15 protein-coding genes are annotated in these 17,236 nt (G+C 71.6%); 8 read left to right on the top strand and 7 right to left on the bottom strand.

Annotated elements, in window-relative coordinates; all coding sequences use genetic code 11:
• Positions 1-114: 114 nt before the first annotated feature.
• From bla to glgC, 3 genes are all read left to right on the top strand, one after another.
• A complete protein-coding gene (bla, locus tag IQ279_RS21310) occupies positions 115-1,056 on the top strand; it encodes a class A beta-lactamase (protein ID WP_206350555.1) in 942 nt (313 codons plus the stop codon).
• Positions 1,057-1,249: 193 nt separating this feature from the next.
• Positions 1,250-1,621, top strand: a complete 372-nt coding sequence (locus IQ279_RS21305; RefSeq protein WP_206350553.1) for an ASCH domain-containing protein — start codon at positions 1,250-1,252, stop codon at positions 1,619-1,621.
• 244 nt (positions 1,622-1,865) lie between these two features.
• Positions 1,866-3,086, top strand: a complete 1,221-nt coding sequence (glgC, locus tag IQ279_RS21300; protein ID WP_206350551.1) for a glucose-1-phosphate adenylyltransferase — start codon at positions 1,866-1,868, stop codon at positions 3,084-3,086.
• Positions 3,087-3,140: 54 nt separating this feature from the next.
• Here the strand turns inward: glgC and IQ279_RS21295 are convergent, their stop codons facing one another.
• Positions 3,141-4,883, bottom strand: coding sequence for a cellulase family glycosylhydrolase (locus tag IQ279_RS21295; RefSeq protein ID WP_206350549.1), 1,743 nt, complete (start codon positions 4,881-4,883; stop codon positions 3,141-3,143).
• A gap of 165 nt (positions 4,884-5,048) precedes the next feature.
• Between IQ279_RS21295 and IQ279_RS28545 the strand changes: the two genes are divergently transcribed.
• The gene (locus IQ279_RS28545) at positions 5,049-5,702 is read left to right on the top strand and encodes an FAD-dependent oxidoreductase (protein ID WP_277402567.1); all 654 of its coding nucleotides are present in this window, start codon (positions 5,049-5,051) and stop codon (positions 5,700-5,702) included.
• Between the two features lie 315 nt (positions 5,703-6,017).
• Positions 6,018-6,803, top strand: a complete 786-nt coding sequence (locus IQ279_RS21285; RefSeq protein WP_307792465.1) for a rod shape-determining protein — start codon at positions 6,018-6,020, stop codon at positions 6,801-6,803.
• 87 nt (positions 6,804-6,890) lie between these two features.
• Here the strand turns inward: IQ279_RS21285 and IQ279_RS21280 are convergent, their stop codons facing one another.
• Positions 6,891-7,094 (bottom strand): cold-shock protein, encoded by a 204-nt coding sequence (locus tag IQ279_RS21280; RefSeq protein WP_093658049.1) that lies wholly within the window; start codon positions 7,092-7,094, stop codon positions 6,891-6,893.
• Between the two features lie 395 nt (positions 7,095-7,489).
• On the opposite strand from IQ279_RS21280, the gene IQ279_RS21275 reads away from it, so the two are divergent.
• The 3 genes from IQ279_RS21275 (at position 7,490) to IQ279_RS21265 (ending at position 11,096) form a co-directional block, all read left to right on the top strand.
• Positions 7,490-8,935, top strand: coding sequence for a glyceraldehyde-3-phosphate dehydrogenase (locus IQ279_RS21275; protein ID WP_206350547.1), 1,446 nt, complete (start codon positions 7,490-7,492; stop codon positions 8,933-8,935).
• Between the two features lie 248 nt (positions 8,936-9,183).
• Complete coding sequence (locus IQ279_RS21270; protein WP_206350546.1) at positions 9,184-10,755, top strand: right-handed parallel beta-helix repeat-containing protein; 1,572 nt, start codon at positions 9,184-9,186, stop codon at positions 10,753-10,755.
• 68 nt (positions 10,756-10,823) lie between these two features.
• Entirely contained in the window at positions 10,824-11,096 is a 273-nt protein-coding gene (locus IQ279_RS21265) for a hypothetical protein (protein ID WP_206350545.1), read from the top strand.
• Positions 11,097-11,140: 44 nt separating this feature from the next.
• Here the strand turns inward: IQ279_RS21265 and IQ279_RS21260 are convergent, their stop codons facing one another.
• The 5 genes from IQ279_RS21260 to IQ279_RS21240 all read right to left on the bottom strand — a co-directional run bounded on the left by IQ279_RS21260 (position 11,141) and on the right by IQ279_RS21240 (position 16,823).
• Positions 11,141-12,556: an NAD(P)/FAD-dependent oxidoreductase gene (locus tag IQ279_RS21260; protein ID WP_206350544.1), complete on the bottom strand. Its 1,416-nt coding sequence runs from the start codon at positions 12,554-12,556 to the stop codon at positions 11,141-11,143.
• Positions 12,553-13,800, bottom strand: coding sequence for an MAB_1171c family putative transporter (locus tag IQ279_RS21255; protein ID WP_206350543.1), 1,248 nt, complete (start codon positions 13,798-13,800; stop codon positions 12,553-12,555). Before IQ279_RS21255 ends, IQ279_RS21260 begins: the two co-directional genes overlap by 4 nt.
• A gap of 16 nt (positions 13,801-13,816) precedes the next feature.
• Positions 13,817-14,356 (bottom strand): toxin-antitoxin system, toxin component family protein, encoded by a 540-nt coding sequence (locus tag IQ279_RS21250; protein WP_206350542.1) that lies wholly within the window; start codon positions 14,354-14,356, stop codon positions 13,817-13,819.
• A gap of 50 nt (positions 14,357-14,406) precedes the next feature.
• Positions 14,407-15,030: a hypothetical protein gene (locus tag IQ279_RS21245; RefSeq protein WP_206350541.1), complete on the bottom strand. Its 624-nt coding sequence runs from the start codon at positions 15,028-15,030 to the stop codon at positions 14,407-14,409.
• Positions 15,031-15,269: 239 nt separating this feature from the next.
• Positions 15,270-16,823 carry a pectate lyase family protein gene (locus IQ279_RS21240; protein WP_206350539.1) on the bottom strand — a complete coding sequence of 518 codons (1,554 nt, stop codon included), beginning with the start codon at positions 16,821-16,823 and terminating at the stop codon, positions 15,270-15,272.
• Between the last annotated feature and the right edge of the window lie 413 nt (positions 16,824-17,236).

Here is a 17,236-nt window from a genome sequence, read left to right as displayed (position 1 = left end):
GCGCGGGATGGCGCGTCAGCGCACCGGACCGCGGGTCCGTGCACCACAATGGGGCGCCGCATCGTCCCCTTCCGTCACACACCCCGTGGACGGGACGCACAGGAGGTCCGGCCCATGCGGCGCATCCATGCCCGGCGCACCCTCGGCGTGCTCACCGCGCTCGCCCTCGTTCCGCTCGCCGCGTGCGGATCGGACGCGTCCCCGGCCGCGCAGTCCCCGCCGAGCGCGGACGCGAAGCCGAGCGCGAGGGCGGAACCGACCGCGGCCACGAAGCCGTTCGTCCGCGACCTGGAGAAACTGGAGCGCGAGTTCGACGCACGGCTGGGCGTCTACGCCGTGGACACGGGTACCGGACGCGAGGTGGCCTACAACGACGCCGAACGCTTCGCCTACGCCTCCACGTTCAAGGCGCTGGCCGCCGGCGCCGTGCTGCTGAAGCACTCGCCGGACGGAATGGAGAAGGTGATCGAGTACTCCGAGGACGACCTGATCGCCCACTCCCCGGTGACCGCGAAGCACGTCCGAACCGGGATGACCCTGCGCGAACTGTGCGAGGCCGCCGTCCGCTTCAGCGACAACACCGCGGCCAACCTGCTGTTCGACGCGGTGGGCGGCCCCGGGGGACTGGACGCCGTGCTGGAGGAGATCGGTGACGACGTCACCCGGATGGAACGGCGGGAGCCGGAGCTGAGCCGCTGGTCCCCGGGCGAGACACGGGACACCAGCACGCCCCGCGCGTTCGCCGGAAACCTGCGCGCGTTCGTACTCGGCGACGTCCTCGGCGAAGGCGAACGCGCGCAGCTCGCCGAGTGGCTGCGGACCAACGTCACCGGAACCGGACTCATCAGGGCCGGCGTGCCCGAGGACTGGGTGGTCGGCGACAAGACCGGGACCGGCAGCGGTTACGGAGTGCGCAACAACATCGCCGTGGTGTGGCCGCCCGACGCCGCTCCCATCGTCGTGGCGATCATGTCGAACCGCGAGGAGGAGGACGCCGCCCATGACGACGAACTGATCGCGAAAGCGGCGGCGGTGGTCGCCGAAACGCTGGCGTGACGGCGGAGGAGCGGGCGGCCCGGCGGTACGGCCGGACGCCCGCCGAGGACCGCGCGGACCGGGCCGGCGGAACCCGGGGCGGCCCGGAACGCCCCGGGGCGTACGATCACGCGAGGACGCCGCACGGAACAGCGGACGTGCCGAGGCGGCGGTGAGACGAGGTGGTGGACCGATGTGGCCCCGGGTGGACGGTATGCGCGCTCTGGAGCTGGGCACGCCGGGGGACCTGCGGGCCCGCCTGAACGCGCTCGTCCTCGCGGGGGCGAAGACCGCCACGACCGGCCTGCTCCAGGAGTACGCGCAGGAGACGGAGGGCCTGGAGTACGCGGGTGAGCGGCTGGCGCTGCTGGACGACCACGGCCGGCGCGTCGCCACCGTCGAGATCACCGGTGTCGAGATCAAGCCCTTCGGCGCGGTGACCTGGGAGCACGCCGCGGCCGAGGGGGAGGGGGACGCCTCCCTCGAGGAGTGGCGCGAGGGCCACCGCCGGTTCTGGGAGCGCATCGGCACCCCGGTCACCGACCGCACCCTCGTGGCCTGCCTGACTTTCCGGCTCGCGGGGTAGAGCCGGCGGCCCCGGCATGCGATCGGGAGATCGACTTTCGTAACCGCGCCGGGTGCGCGATCCTGGAACAGGACGTTCGAGGGACGGGGCCGTACGAGGGCGGGCCCGGCCACCGCGGGGTTCGCGCCGGGCGTCCACGGCGGTACGGGCGCCCGTGCCGAGACCCTCGCCCGCGGAGCCGAAGCGGCTCACCGGTCCCACAGACGTGCGGCCGGGGCGGAGCGGAGGCGAGAGAGGAGCTGCGATGCGACGCGGCGGACCTTCGGTGCTGGGAATCGTGCTGGCCGGCGGCGCGGGCAAGCGGCTGATGCCGCTCACGGCCGACCGGGCCAAGCCCGCGGTCGTCTTCGGCGGGACGTACCGCCTGGTCGACTTCGTGCTGTCCAACCTGGTCAACGGCGACATCCTGCGCATCTGCGTCCTGACCCAGTACAAGTCGCACTCGCTGGACCGGCACATCACCACCACCTGGCGGATGTCGAGCCTGCTGGGCAACTACGTCACGCCCGTGCCCGCCCAGCAGCGCCTCGGCCCCCACTGGTACCTGGGCAGCGCCGACGCCATCCTCCAGTCGCTGAACCTGGTCCAGGACGAGCGCCCCGACCACATCGCGGTCTTCGGCGCCGACCACGTCTACCGCATGGACCCGCGGCAGATGCTGCGGCAGCACATCGACGGCGGCGCCGGGGTCACCGTCGCCGGCATCCGGGTGCCGCGCGCGGAGTCCTCCGCCTTCGGCGTCATCAAACCCGGTCCGGACGGCCGGACGGTCGAGGGTTTCCTGGAGAAGCCCACCGATCCGCCGGGTCTGGAGGACGACCCCGACTCCGTCCTCGCCTCCATGGGCAACTACGTCTTCACCACCAGGGCGCTGGTGGAGTCCCTCTTCAAGGACGCCGAGGACGAGGACTCCGTGCACGACATGGGCGGTTCCATCCTGCCCATCCTCACCGAGAGCGGCGAGGCGCAGCTGTACGACTTCAGCGCCAACCACGTGCCCGGCGAGACCGCCCGCGACCAGGGGTACTGGCGTGACGTGGGCACCCTCGACGCGTACTACGACGCCCACATGGACCTGATCGCCGAGCGCCCGGCCTTCAACCTGTACAACCGCGACTGGCCGGTCTACACCCACTCCTCCCAGCTGTCGCCCGCCCGCTTCAACGCCGGGGGCATCGCGGGGGAGTCCATCGTCAGCGCGGGCTGCCTGATCCGCGGCCAGGTGACCCGCTCGGTCCTCTCGCCCGGCGTGGTGGTCGAGGAGGGAGCGGTCGTGCAGGACTGCGTCCTCCACGACAACGTGCGCGTGGGACGCGGCGCGATCGTCAGAGGCGCGATCCTGGACAAGCACATAGAGGTGCCGCCCGGCGCCGCGGTCGGGGTCGACGAGCGAAGCGACCGGGAGCTGTACTCGGTCTCGGAGAACGGTGTGGTGGCGCTGGGCAAGGGGCAGCGCGTTCTGTGAGACGCGCGCTGCCCGGCCCCGGGCGCGAGCCCCCCGGGGCCGGGGCGGTGGCGGTCAGGCAGTGGTGCCGGTGACCGAGTCACCGGACTTGGTGACGTGGTAGGTCACCTTCGCCCCGCTCCAGTAGTGGAAGGTGAGCGTCACACGGGCGCCGTCCCTGACCTCGGCGAAGAAGTCGGACGTCAGGGTGGTGGCGCTGCCCGCGTAGTCGGGTGCGAACGCGCGGTCGAACTCCTTGTAGGGCGTCCAGTCGTGGGGGCCCGCGTTGGTGCCGTCGGCGTACCTGGCCTCCATCGTGGCGAGCCTGTCGCCGCGGAATTCGGTGGGAACGGCGAAGGAGTCCGTCGTACCGGTCGCGTCTCGCAGGACGGGAGTGTCATGGGTGACCAGGTCGATCCGCCAGGGCACGCCGCGCGAGAACCGCGCGTGCAGCACCGCGTTGGTGCCGTAGGCCCGGGAACCGCTCAGCCGGGTGAGCGCGGCTGCGGTGATGGTGAGCCGGTCTCCCCGGAGGGTGTAGTCCCTGCCGCACGCCAGGGCGGTGGAGCCGTGGCGCAGCCCGGTGAAGGAGGTGCCGTTGAGGTTCAGGGTGAGCGTCTTGTCGGTGACGGCGTCGCCGCGGGCGCTGAAGACCTGGTCCGAGGAGGCCGTGCCCGACCGCGTCCTCCAGCTGGACCTGATCTGGGCGAACAGCTCCGGGTCGTTCCAGCGGAAGTCGGTGCGCCGGAAGTGCTGGCCGTTGTCCCACAGCATCGTGGTGATGTTCCTGGTGCGGGCGTGGTACCCGAGGTGTTCGAAGAACTTCAGCTTCTCGCCCTGCTGGATGGTGCCGGTGTGCCGGTCGAAGCCCAGCAGGCCGTACTCGCCGAGGATCACCGGGACGCCCCGGGCCACGAAGGTGTCGTGGACGCGGTCGAACGCATCGGTCAGGTCCTTCCGCGCGGTGGCGTCGAAGCGCGTACCGCCCGCCACGTTCACGCTGAAGGGCCAGTAGCCGTAGTAGTGCACGGTCGCGGCGACGCGGGGGTCGCCGAGGGCGTCGATGGTGTCGGCCAGTTCGTCCACCCGTGCCTGCTCGGCGGAGGTGTGCAGGGTGGGCAGGACGAGCAGGCGGTCGGTGTTGCCGCCGCCGGACTGGCGCACGATGCGGTGGAACGAGGTGTTGAGCTCGTCCAGCAGCTCCGCGTTCCGGGCGTCGTCCTGGCCGCCGTTGAACTGCGGTTCGTTGACGCTTTCGAACACCAGCCTGGAGGGGTGGTCCCGGAAGGTGCCGGCCAGCTGCTCCCAGACGGCGTTGTAGCGGGCAAGCACGCCGGCGCGGTCGGCCGGCATGTCCGCGATCCACTGCCAGGAGTCGTGATGAATATTGATCATGACATGGAAGCCGTCGGCCAGCGCCCAGTCGACGACCTCCTCGACACGGTCGAGGTATTCCGCCTCAAGGGCGTGGTCCGGCGCCGGGCCCTGGTGCCGGCTCCATGTCACGGGAATGCGAATGCTGTTGAATCCCTGCGCCCTGACATTGTCGAGCAGCGTCTCGGTGATACGGGGATTTCCCCATGAAGTCTCGTCGTCGCCGGTGGCATCGAGGGAGTTTCCGAGGTTCCAGCCGGGATGCATCGCGGCGACCTGGGACATCGCGGCGCTCAAGGCGCGTTTTCCGTGTCCGGCTCCGGACGCCGCCCGGGCGTCGCCTGTGGCCAGCACGCTCAGCCCGGCGAGCAGCGTGACCATGCCGCTCGCCAGCAGGCCGGCCCACCGGCCGGTCCTCCTTGATCTGTCGCGTAAACCGGACATCGCACTCCTTGCGTTCGCATGACGGGGTGATGAGAAAAGGGGGCCGAGTGCGGTCGCTTTCACCCGCAGCGGCCCGCGGGAACACCGCTTGGTCGTGATGCTGACAGCGGTGGATCAACGGCGCAAGGGCCGGTGTGCGGGGCCGGGAAAAAACCGTCCAGCAATATGGACTTCCGGGCAGGAATCCAGACGTTCGACCACCGGTGTTCGACGCGTGGTGAATCGTCGAATGGAATTCGACGGCCGGGGTGGGGGAGCGGCCCGGCCGGAACCGCGCCCCGGTGCGAACACCGGCGGCCTCCGGCGGAGTGGGACACACCGGCCCGGGCACACGGCCCCGGAGCGGCCGCCTTTTATGCGCCGGTGCCGCTCGGTCAGGGGCCGGGCCGGGCAGGTCCCGGCCGGAGCCGGGCCCGGGGCGCTCCCAGGCGGCGAGCTGCAGCAGCCACACCAGGTGCGTCCAGGAGACATGGGGCTGGAGTTCGGCGAGCGCCGTTCGCGAATCCCGGGCGGCGCGCAGGACACGGGGGTCCTGCGCCAGCGGGCTCCGCACCGCGACGCAGGCCGCCTCCGAACGCGCGGCCCCTGCTGGAGGGCGCCGGCCTTGAGGCGCGCCGGGACGAGTGGGTGGGCTCCCGGCCCTGCGCGGCCGACGGCCTGCCGCTGATCGGAGCCACCCGCTCGCCACGCGTCTTCGCCGCCGGAGGACACGGTATGTGGGGCATCACCCTGGGGCCGGTCACGGGCCGGCTGCTCGCGGAGCGGGTGGCCACCGGCCGGGAGACCGCCGAGCCGGCGCCGTTCGCCCCGCTGAGATGACCCCGCCGCACCGCGGCCGTGGGAGCGGGGCGGGCCCGCCGGCCACACCGGCCCGCGGCGCCCGGAGCGGGCCGGCTGCACACCGCCACCCGGCGGAAATGGGGCCTGCCCCCGATGGCCGGGGGCGGGCCCCCCTGCCAGGATCGAGGGCAACGCCCGGCGGCACGCCGCGGCAGCGCCGTACCGGCATCCTCCCTGCGCAGGCCGGGTTCCGTTTCCCGTGTGCCCCGCGAGGGGTGTGGAAGGTGAGGTCGTGAACCACCAGGTCGCCACCGGCGGCGGTGCGGTCCCGCCCACAGGCAGGGGGACGCAACGGTGACCGGTTCCGAATCCACGATGCTCTCCGCCCACCGCTTCCCCGCCTGGCCGGTGTGCCGAAGATGCCCGGGAATCGCCATCGACCTGGGCAGCGCCCGTACCCGGGCCTGGACGCAGGGCCGCCGCAGCGTCATCGACGCGCCCACCGTGACCTTCCCCGGCAGGGGGCTCACCCATCCCGTCCAGCGGGGCACCATCGTCGACGCCGACGGCACCGGCCGGCTGCTGGAGCGCCTGCTGGGCGGCCGAACCCCCCGCCTCGCCCGCCCGGTGGTCGCCATCACCACCCCGGTCCTCAGCGACCGGCGCCACCACACCGCCGCGGTCGAGGCACTGGGAGCGCTGCGGCCCCGCACGGTGCTGTCCGTCGAGAGCGTCAGGGCCATCGCACTGGGGGTGCGCGCGGATCTGTCCCGTCCACTGCTGGTGGTGGACATCGGAGCGCACATCACCGAGGTGGCCCTGCTGGTCGACGGTGTCGTGAGCGCCGCGCGCAGGACTGCCCTGGGCACCAGCGACCTCGACACGACCCCCTCGCGCGAGCTGGTGTCCCAGACCGTCGCGATGGTCACCGGCATGCTGCACGGCAGCCGCGTGCCGCATCTCGTCGACGCGCTGGAACGTGGCCCGCTGGTGGGTGGCGGGGGCGCCCTGCGGCCGGAGGTGACCTACCAGCTCTCCGTGCGGCTCGACACCTGTGTACGGCCCGCTCCCCAGCCGCACATCGCGGCGCTGCGCGGAGCCGCCGAGGCACTGCGCTCCACCCATTCGCACCACCGCTGAAGGGGGCCGGAAGGGGGCGGCCCCCGGGAACGGACCGGGCCCGGCACCCCTGAGGCGGGGATGCCGGGCCCGTGGTGCGCGCCGGGGTCAGGCGGGGCGGATGTTCTCCGCCTGCGGGCCCTTCTGGCCCTGGGTGACGTCGAACTCGACCTTCTGGCCCTCGTGCAGCTCGCGGTAACCCTGGGCCGCGATGTTGGAGTAGTGGGCGAAGACGTCGGGGCCGCCGCCCTCCTGCTCGATGAAGCCGAAGCCCTTCTCACTGTTGAACCACTTCACGGTGCCCTTGGCCATGACCGTCTCCTTCTCCTTGAGGGACCGGACCCGCCCTGCGGGCCCGGGAGGTGATCGCCCTGGTCCGGAGATGAGCTGAACAGCGAGAACGCCCGTGATCGTGACCACGGGCGAACGAGACTTCGGAACCACGACTGCTGTTCACGACGCTACACCGCGCGGTCGGCGGCCGCTACCGACACGGCCGGGCGTGTCCCGATGGGCCGTACAGGCCGGGCCCGTACGGTCTGCCGGCCGGCCGAACCGGCGGGGGCCGTCCCTCGCCGTGGCTGCCTCCCGTGACCGCCGTGCTTCCGGCCGCCGTCGTCGCACCCCCGGTGAGGGCGGTACCGGGTGAGTGATCAAAATAGGGGGCGCTTAACATATGAGCACCGCCTAGCTCGAAAGATGAACCTGTGACTACCACCGTGGACTCGTTCACCAACTGGAAGAACCGCGAGGAGATCGCGGAGTCGATGATCCCGATCATCGGGAAGCTGCACCGAGAGAGGGACGTCACGATCCTGCTCCACAGCCGCTCCCTGGTGAACAAGTCGGTGGTCAGCATCCTCAAGACCCACCGGTTCGCCCGGCAGATCGCCGGCGAGGAGCTCTCCGTCACCGAGACGCTGCCGTTCCTGCGGGCTCTCACCACGCTCGACCTCGGCCCCTCCCAGATCGACATCGGCATGCTCGCCGCGACGTACAGGGCCGACGACCGGGGGCTGTCGGTGGAGGAGTTCACCGCCGAGGCCGTCGCCGGCGCCACGGGCGAGAACAAGATCAAGTGCCGCGAGCCGCGCGATGTGGTCCTCTACGGCTTCGGCCGCATCGGCCGCCTCCTCGCCCGCCTGCTCATCGAGAAGACCGGCTCCGGGAACGGCCTGCGGCTGCGCGCCATCGTCGTCCGCAAGGCCGCCGGCCAGGACCTGGTCAAGCGCGCCTCCCTGCTGCGCCGCGACTCCATCCACGGTCAGTTCCAGGGCACGATCACCGTCGACGAGGCGAACAACAAGATCGTCGCCAACGGCAACGAGATCCAGGTCATCTACTCCGACGACCCGACGGCGGTGGACTACACCGCGTACGGCATCAAGAACGCCATCCTCATAGACAACACGGGCAGATGGCGCGACCGGGAGGGTCTGTCCAAGCATCTGCGCCCCGGCGTCGACAAGGTCGTCCTGACCGCTCCGGGCAAGGGCGACGTCCCCAACATCGTCCACGGCGTCAACCACGAGACGATCAAGCCGGACGAGCGGATCCTGTCCTGTGCGTCCTGCACCACCAACGCGATCGTGCCGCCGCTGAAGGCGATGGCCGACGAGTACGGCGTCCTGCGCGGCCACGTCGAGACCGTCCACTCGTTCACCAACGACCAGAACCTGCTGGACAACTACCACAAGTCCGACCGCCGCGGCCGCTCTGCGCCGCTCAACATGGTCATCACCGAGACCGGTGCCGCCTCCGCCGTCGCCAAGGCGCTGCCCGACCTCGACGCGAAGATCACCGGCAGTTCGATCCGCGTCCCCGTGCCGGACGTCTCGATCGCGATCCTCAACCTGCAGCTCGCCCGTGAGACCACTCGCGAGGAGGTCCTCGACTACCTCCGCAACGTGTCGCTGACCTCGCCGCTCAAGCGCCAGATCGACTTCATCAGCGCCCCCGACGCGGTCTCCAGCGACTTCATCGGCTCGCGCAACGCCTCGATCGTCGACGCCGGCGCCACCAAGGTCGAGGGGGACAACGCGATCCTCTACCTGTGGTACGACAACGAGTTCGGCTACTCCTGTCAGGTCGTCCGCGTGGTGCAGCACGTCTCCGGGGTCGAGTACCCCACCTATCCCGCCCCGGCGGTCTGACCCCGGCGCCCGCGCCCCGCCCGCCCGCCCGGCCCGGTGGCCCGGCGGGCGGGGCGCCTCGCACGGAGCCGGTCGCCACGGGCGGGTCCGGTTTCGGGCAACCGTTTGCCGAGCGTCTTCTTCTCGTCCTTTCTATTGACCTGCCGAGGGACCGCTCTTAGCGTAGCAAGCGCTTTCTCCCCTTGTGGCGAAGGCCGCACCGCCATGCCTGCCGCGCAGGCGTCCCCCCACGGAAGGGCGATGTCCCGATGAGACCGACAACCCCGCTGTCCTTACTGGCCTGCGCCACCCTGGCGGCCGGCGTCGCCGTGGCACTGCCCGGCGCCACGGCGACGGCCGCACCGGTCCGCCACGAGGCCGAGCGCGCCCCCGCCACCTGCGACGGCACCATCGATTCCGAACACGCCGGCTACTCCGGAACGGGCTTCTGCAACGGCCGGAACGCCGTGGGCGCGGCCGCCCGGTTCACGGTGGACGCCCCGCAGGCCGGCACCGCGACGCTGTCGGTCCGCTTCGCCAACGGAACCACCGCCGCACGGCCCGCGGACATCGCGGTGAACGGCTCGGCGGTCACGTCGGCGTCGTTCGAGAGCACCGGCGTGTGGGACGGCTGGACGACGAAGACGCTCACGGTGCCGGTGAGGCAGGGCACCAACACCGTCCGGTTCAGCCCTACCGGCACCGGCGGTCTGCCCAACATCGACTACCTCGACGCCGAGGTGGACGGCACCACCACACCGCCGCCCTCGGGCCCGGTGCTGTACGTGGCGCCGAACGGCAGCGCCGACGCCCCCGGGACGGAGTCCGACCCGACGACGCTCACCTCGGCGATCAGCCGCGTCACCCCCGGCGGGGCGATCCGCCTGCGCGGAGGCACATACCGCTTCTCGCAGACGGTCACCATCGCGCAGGGCAACGACGGCACGCCGGGCGACCGCACGGAGCTGTCCGCCTACCCGGGCGAGACACCGGTGCTGGACTTCTCCGCGCAGAGCGAGAGTTCGTCCAGCCGCGGACTCGCGGTCAACGGGTCGTACTGGCACCTCAAGGGCCTCGTCGTCCAGCGGGCCGGCGACAACGGGATCTTCGTCGGCGGCAGCCACAACGTCATCGAGCGTACGGTGACGCGCTTCAACCGCGATACGGGTCTGCAGCTCTCGCGGATGTCCTCCTTCACCCCCCGCGACCAGTGGCCCTCCCACAACCTCGTCCTGAGCGCGCAGTCGCACGACAACGCCGACTCCGACGGCGAGGACGCCGACGGCTTCGCCGCGAAGCTCACCTCCGGTCCCGGGAACGTCTTCCGCCACGCGGTGGCCCACAACAACATCGACGACGGCTGGGACCTCTACACCAAGGACGAGACCGGGCCCATCGGAGCGGTGACCATCGAGGACTCCCTCGCCTACGAGAACGGCACCCAGAACTCCAGCGGTGACCGCAACGGTTACAAGCTCGGCGGCGAGGACATCGGGGTCGACCACGTCATCCGGCGCAGCATCGCCTACGACAACGGCAAGCACGGGTTCACCTACAACAGGAACCCCGGCAGGATGACGATGTCGGACAACATCAGCATCGACAACGCCCAGCGCAACTACTCCTTCGACGCGGGCGACTCGGTGTTCCGGGGCAACGTCTCGTGCCGTAGCGGCAGCGGGTCCAACGACAAGACGGTCGGCGACGCCGACGGCTCGAACCAGTTCTGGTCCGGCTCGAACGGCTCCCGGTGCTCCTCGTACGCCGGTGCGATGAGCTGGTCCTTCGCCTCCGACGGGCGCCTGGTCGTGTCCTTCGGCGGCAGGACGGCGACGCCGTGACCGCTGTCCGCCGGCCCGTCGTCCGGACGGGGTGAGGCGGCAAGTCCCACCGGCGGAGCCCGGCGGCCGTGCACGCGCGGACGCCGGGCTCCGCCTCCGTCCCGCGCCGCGCGGGACGGACCCTCAGCCGTCCGCGGCGGCGGCCAGCCGCAGACGGGGGCGCGGCCGCTCCGCTCCTGGAACTGCGCGCCCACTACCTGGCCGGGGCCTTCGTCGGGGTGTTCACCCGATGGGTCGCCATGCCCGGCGGGCCCACCGCGGAGCAGGCCGCCGGTGAGGTGTGGGGGCTCCTGCGCGGGACGTCCCCCGACCGCGGGGCCGCGTCCGCGGACCTGCCGTAGGCGCCCCCGGCGGCGACACCGCCGGGGGCGCCTACGGCGACCGGTCACTCCGGAGCGGTGACGGAGGAGGAGACCAGGCCGGCGGCGGCCATCTCCTCCCCGGTGAGCGGAGGCCCGCCGAGTTTCGGCCGGAGGGGCCCGCGGAGCGCGGCGAGAGACAGCCGGGGGTCGACCAGGACGGACGCCGTGCGTTCGAGGGATGTGACATCGGTGACGCGGCGGGCCACCCAGCCGTTGCCGGTCGCGGTGTGGAGCAGTCGGCTGACGTAGGCGGACGCGAACCTGTCCCGGAGGGCGGGACCGTGCTCGGTGGCGCCCGGATAGAGCACGTCCTGACCGACGGCCAGGATCCACGCGGCGTCCACCGGCCCGGCCACGGCCCTCTGGACGTGCCGCGCCAGCCCCGGGGCACCCCATCCATGGCGTCCAACCGTGTCGCGCAGGGCGACGGCGCTCTGGGCCGCGGTGGACATCCCGTGCCCGTAACTGGGGTTGTAGGCCGCCAGGGCGTCACCGAGGACGGCGAACCCCTCGGGCCGGCGGCGCATCCGCTCGTAGTAGCGCCGGTAGTTGGCGGTGGCGCGGGTGAGGGTGACCTCGGTCAGGGGTTCGGCGCCCGCGATGAGCCGGCCGATCAGCGGATGCCGCGGCGCCCGTAGGGCGAAGTCCGCGAAGGCGTCGCTCCCCTTGACGGGCTCGCCTCCCCGGGTACCGAAGAGGGTCACGATCCAGCGCCCGCCCTCGATCATGATGAGCGAGGCGCCCTGCCCGGGGGCCCGCCGGGGGTCGGCCTGAACGATGACGGTGGGGAAACGCCCCAGGGCGCGTACGGCGGCGGGAGCCCGGAAGACACGGCTGGCGTAGACGAGGCCCGGGTCGATCCTCCGCTCGGCCGGAGCGGGCAGCCCCAGCTCCCGCAGCCAGGAGGACGCGCGCGAGGCGCGGCCGGTGGCGTCGACGACCAGGTCCGCGGTGAGCCGCTCCTCCCCGCCGTCCGCCCGGCGGACGCGGACGCCGGTGACCGCGGTCGCGTCGCCGAGCAGACCTTCGGCCGTGGTGCCCTCCCGGACGGTGACGCGCTCATGGCCGAGAACCTGCCGGCGCACGGTCCAGTCGAGCAGCTCGCGGCTGCACAGAAGCGTGTGGTGGGACTCCTCCCAGCGGCGGAACCACCCCCGCGGGCTGAGGACGACCATGTCGGTGGGCACCGGCACGCGGTGCGCTCCGCAGCCCTTGAGCAGGTCGGCGGTGCCGGGCAGCAGTTCCTCGACGGCCCTGGCACCGCCGGACCACAGCACATGGGTGTGCTGCGCCTGCGGCAGCCCCCTGCGGGGCCCGGGCCCTCCGGGCAGGGCGTCGCGCTCCACGACGGTGACGGTCGCGAAGTCGGCCAGCGCGCGGGCCGCGAGCATGCCGGCCAGGCTGCCGCCGAGGACTATCGCTGACCTCGCGGATCTCATGGGGCGGGGGTGTCGTTCCATGCGGCGGGTGTGCTCTCCGACCTGGCGGCCACGCTGCGGCGGACCGCCTCGACGATGCTGGGACGGCGCAGTGCCCCGGAGACGGCTTCGACGTCGCGGAGCAGGTTGTCGGGATTCCTCCACTGGGCGCTCCTGCCCGGATCCTCCGCGCGGGCGGCGATCGCGGCGGAGACGGCCACGGCGCCGGCGACGCCCTCGGCCTCCCGGAGGGTGAACCGCCTGCCGAGCAGCTCCCCGAGCACGGGACCGGGGTCGAGGGCCGCCCGGCGGGCCCGGCGGTGCAGCTCGTGGTCCAGATAGGGGGCCAGGGTGTAGAGGCTGTCCCGTATCTCCTTCTCCCTGATCGTCAGGGAGGTGTGGATGTCCGGCTTGCCGACGAGTGTGGAGGGCCCGGCCGGAACGTGCTCCTTCAGCAGCCGGCACAGGGGCAGGAGCCTGCGGTGGCGGAGGGCGGCCTGCCAGAACTCGTAGGCCGCCTGGCCCGCGTGAGGGATCAGGAAGCCCGCGCCGACCAGGATGGAGCCGATGGCGCCGGCCAGCGGGGCGGCCTGGGTGCTGAGCCAGTCCAGGTCGTGGCCGCTCCACCGGCCGACGACCGCGACGGTCTTGAAGCCGTTGAAGGCGAGGGTGGCGATGTAACCGGTGCCCATGAGCAGCAGTCCGGTGCGGAGCCAGGCGTCGACGCCGCGCACCCGGCGTTCCCACGACCACAGCAGCACGAAGTTGACGGTGTTGGCGACGGTGTGGGCCACGATGTAGAGCGTGATCATCTCGCGCAGATACGGCTCGTCGGCGTAGTACGTGTCGAAGTCGCGCAGGCGCTCGACAGCGGGGTCACCGAGGGCGAAGAGCACCCACAGCGCGACGATGACCAGCGAGTACACGGCGATGACCCATCGCATCACGCGGCCGGCCAACGCGGTGGTCCCGTCCCGCCACGCGGTGAGCATCAGCAGGCAGCAGGCGCTGAACGCGGTGAGCAGGCTGTAGACCCAGGGCGCCGCGATGTTGGTCACGCCGGTGGTCCGGTTGATCAGCGCTATGCTCTGGGGCGCCGCGGAGGCGAGGACGAGGAAGGCCATGATCAGCAGGAGACTCGCCACGCGGAGCAGCGATTCGTGCCGTGCGCGGATGGTGGACCGCATTTTGAGGAACAGGGGCAGCAGCGCCACGACCGCCGCGAGGTAGTAGATGTGGGGGATGACGTCTTCGGAGGCGTCCATGGGTGGTCCGGCCGCCTCACCGGGGGCCGAGGGTGGTCCGCAGCCGGGTCACGACCGCGTCGGTACGGGCAGGGCGGGGGACGGCCAGCGGATCGTCCACGAGCCATCTGCGGAAATCCCGGTACAGGCGCACGCCGAACGCCTCGGCCTCCCCCTCCTCCCGCGCGTCGCAGTGGCTGCGCGCCGCGGCGCACAGCACCGTGCCGTCACCGGGGTACAGCATGCGGGCGGCGGCCGTGCCGCCTTCCGCACCGCTCGGGTAGCTGCTGTGGCCACGGTGCAGGTGCCACAGCTCGTGGCCCACGATGATCGGCTTCTGCGGGGCGTCCACCCTGCGCTCGACGAGGATCACGTCCCGCTCCTCCAGGGACAGCATCAGGCCGGTGATGCCGCCCGCCTCGCGCGGCAGTTCCTCGACCCTCAGCTCCAGGGGGCGGCCCCGGAGCGTGCCCATCTCCCGGCACAGCGCCCGGCACAGTGACTCCGCGTCCGTCGGCACCTGCAGCACGGGATCGCGGCTGAGGCCGTCCATGAGCCGGCGGGCGAGCTCGTCCATGGCCTTCCGGGTGCTCCTGCCGATGCCCCTGCGCTCTCTGCCCTCCCGCGTCATCGTCCGGGCTCCGAGTCCGCGACGAAGTCGACGACGAACCTGGCGATGGCCTTCCGCTGGGCGATGGTGAGGGTGGACCCGCCGCCGCGGGCGGCGATCGCCCTGGCGCCGTGCTCTCCGACGAGGGCGGCCAGGGGGTCTTCGAGTCCCATCCCGGCCGACTCCGACTCCAGCCGGCCCACGACCGGCAGCAGTTCACGGGTCAGCGCGTCGCGGGGAGGGTCGGTGAAGAACGTCAGTGACACCCCGAAGTAGTCGGCCAGCGCGGCGAGATGCGGCACATTGGGGCACTTCCCGCCCTGGAGGAGGCTGCGGGCCCAGGCACCGGTCACCCCCAGGCGGGCCGACACCTCGCCGACGACGTCGGCCGGCCTCCTCCCGCTTTCCCTCAGAAGCCGCTCGTACAGGAAGTTCACCCGCCGGGGAGCGGTCTCACCCACCTTGCGCTCCCGCACCCTCCCGCCCCTCAGCAGGGTGCGGATCTCCCTGGTGCCGAGGCCGGTGGCGGCCGACAGCTCACCGAGGTCCAGGATGTCGTCGCGGGTGAGTCCTCTGCTCTCCGACAGCGCGTCCAGGCGCTCCAGAACCTCGTCTAAGGGGTTGTGAGAGGCCTCGGTCACCATGCCCTCCGAACGGTCGTCACCCGATGGTAGTCCGAGACTACGGCCTATGCCGCGGCCAGGGCCATTTTCCGCAACGATCGTTGCCGGAAGGAGAACTGACGTTGGCGTCCGCGCCGCCGTCCCCGCGGGCGTGTGAACGCGTCGGCGGGCGGCGGCCGGGGTGAAGCTGCCCAGGACGCGCCGCCGCCCGCCCGGGGCCGGGGGTACCGGGCCCGGACGGGCGGCGAATCGCGCCGTTATCCGGCGTAGGTCTCGAACTCGGCGACCTTCGGGGTGCCGGACGAGCCGGTGATCTCGAACGTGATCTTGCGCAGCGAGGTCTGCGGGAAGGTGATGACGCCCGCTCCGCTGCCCGAGGTCAGGACGGCGCCGGTGTCGTGGTTGACGACCCGCCAGGAGCCGATATTACCCTCGGAACCCGCCGCCTCCCTGATGTTGATCTTGGAGACGGTGGTGGCGGAGCCCCACTTGATCGAGATCGACCCGGTCGAACCGGTGGGCGACCAGTAGGAGCTCATGTCACCGTCACGCACGTTGCCGTAGCTCGTTCCGCTCGCCTTGCTGGAACCGTCGGAGCCGGCTCCGATGCTGAGGTTGGTTCCGCTGGGCTGGGACGGAGTGGGCGTGGGGTCGGTCGGCGTCGGTCCGGGGTCGGTCGGCGTCGGGGTCGGGTCCGGCGTCTGCGGCGAGCAGCTGCCGTCCGACACCTTCAGGCCCTTGCCCGCCCCCGCCGTCTGGCTCACGACGCCCGGCACGCAGTCGGCGCCGTCGAGGTCGTAGGAGTAGGGGATGCTGACGGTGGTGTTGGACTGCGGGTTCGGCCCGGCCGGGTTGTTCTCGCCGCTGCGGCTGGACCAGGTCACGTTGTCGAAGACGTTGCCGCCGACCTGCCAGTAGCCGGCCTCGTCGGTGTAGAAGGTGCCCAGGACGTCCTTGGAGTCCTCGAAGTAGTTGTTGTCCACCTTGGCGCGGGCCCCGGCGCGGGAGTTGATGCCGGACTTGCTGATGCCCACGTAGTGGTTGTTGTAGATGTGGGCTATGCCGCCGCGCAGCAGGGGAACGCGGGAGTCGATGTTCTCGTACAGGTTGTGGTGGTAGGTGATGAAGCCGTTGGAACGGTCGCTCTCGCTGGAGCCGACCAGACCGCCGCGGCCGGAGTTGCGCAGGATGCTGTAGGACAGCGTCACGTACTTGGTGTCGTCCTTCATGTCGAAGAGGCCGTCGAACCCCTCCGACTCCCCGCCCGACGCCTCCAGGGTGACGTGGTCGACCCAGACGTTGCGGACGCCGCTCTCCATGCCGATGGCGTCACCGCCGTTGGAGGTGGGCGAGCCCGACTTCTTGACGTTCTTGACCGTCACGTTCTGGATGATGATGTTGCTGGCCTCGCGGATGTGGATGCCCAGCTGGTCGAAGACGGCCCCGTTGCCGACCCCGACGATCGTGACGTTGCTGATCTGCTTGAGCTCGATCCTGTCGTCGTCGGTGTTGCAGCTGTCGCCCGACACCTTGCTGGTGTTGCCGTGGTTGATGGTGCCCTCGACCTGGATGGTGATCGGGGTGCTGTCGCTGGCCCGGCTGCACAGGGCCTGGTGGATCGCGGTACCCGTGGTGGCCCGGACGGTCTGCCCGCCCGCACCGCCGGTGGTGCCGCCGTTCTGGGTCGCGTAGCCGGTGGGGCCGCTGGGCGCCGCCGACGCCGCGGGCATCGTCAGAACCACGCCGGTCGCGGTCGCGAGCCCCATCGTGGCCAGTCCCGCGTAGAGCCGCAGTGCGACTGCTCGTCTCATCTCGTCGTCTCCCGTTTTCTCTTCGAACGCCGAACGGTGTCACTTAATGTCGTGCGCATGACATCCAACTATCGGTACTGCCTGGCGGGCCGGAGGCCGGCCCGGGAGTGGATCCTCTCCTTTGGTGGGGGGGGGTTCGGTGGTTCGCCGCGAGCGTGGGCCGGGGGCTGAGGTGGCTGCGCTCCCGGCCGTCCGTCGGGCGGCGCCGGGCGTGGCGCCCGGCTGCGGGGCGGCTGCCGGGGCGGTGGTGCGGCCCGCCGTCCGCTTCGTGAGTCCGTCGCCGTCGAAGTCGCTGTGGACGGCGCGATGTGTCTTCATCGTGACGTATGCCCTTTCGCTTCGTTGCGCGTCGGCATCCCTGTCGGAGTCTTCGCGGCGGGCCGGTGACGACCTGCGTACGAGGTCGTGGCCGG

The sequence above is a fragment of the Streptomyces verrucosisporus genome (assembly GCF_017114865.1).
Classification (GTDB): domain Bacteria; phylum Actinomycetota; class Actinomycetes; order Streptomycetales; family Streptomycetaceae; genus Streptomyces; species Streptomyces fenghuangensis.
Note: the sequence above shows the minus strand (reverse complement) of the source record. Positions and strands in the feature narration are given on the sequence as shown.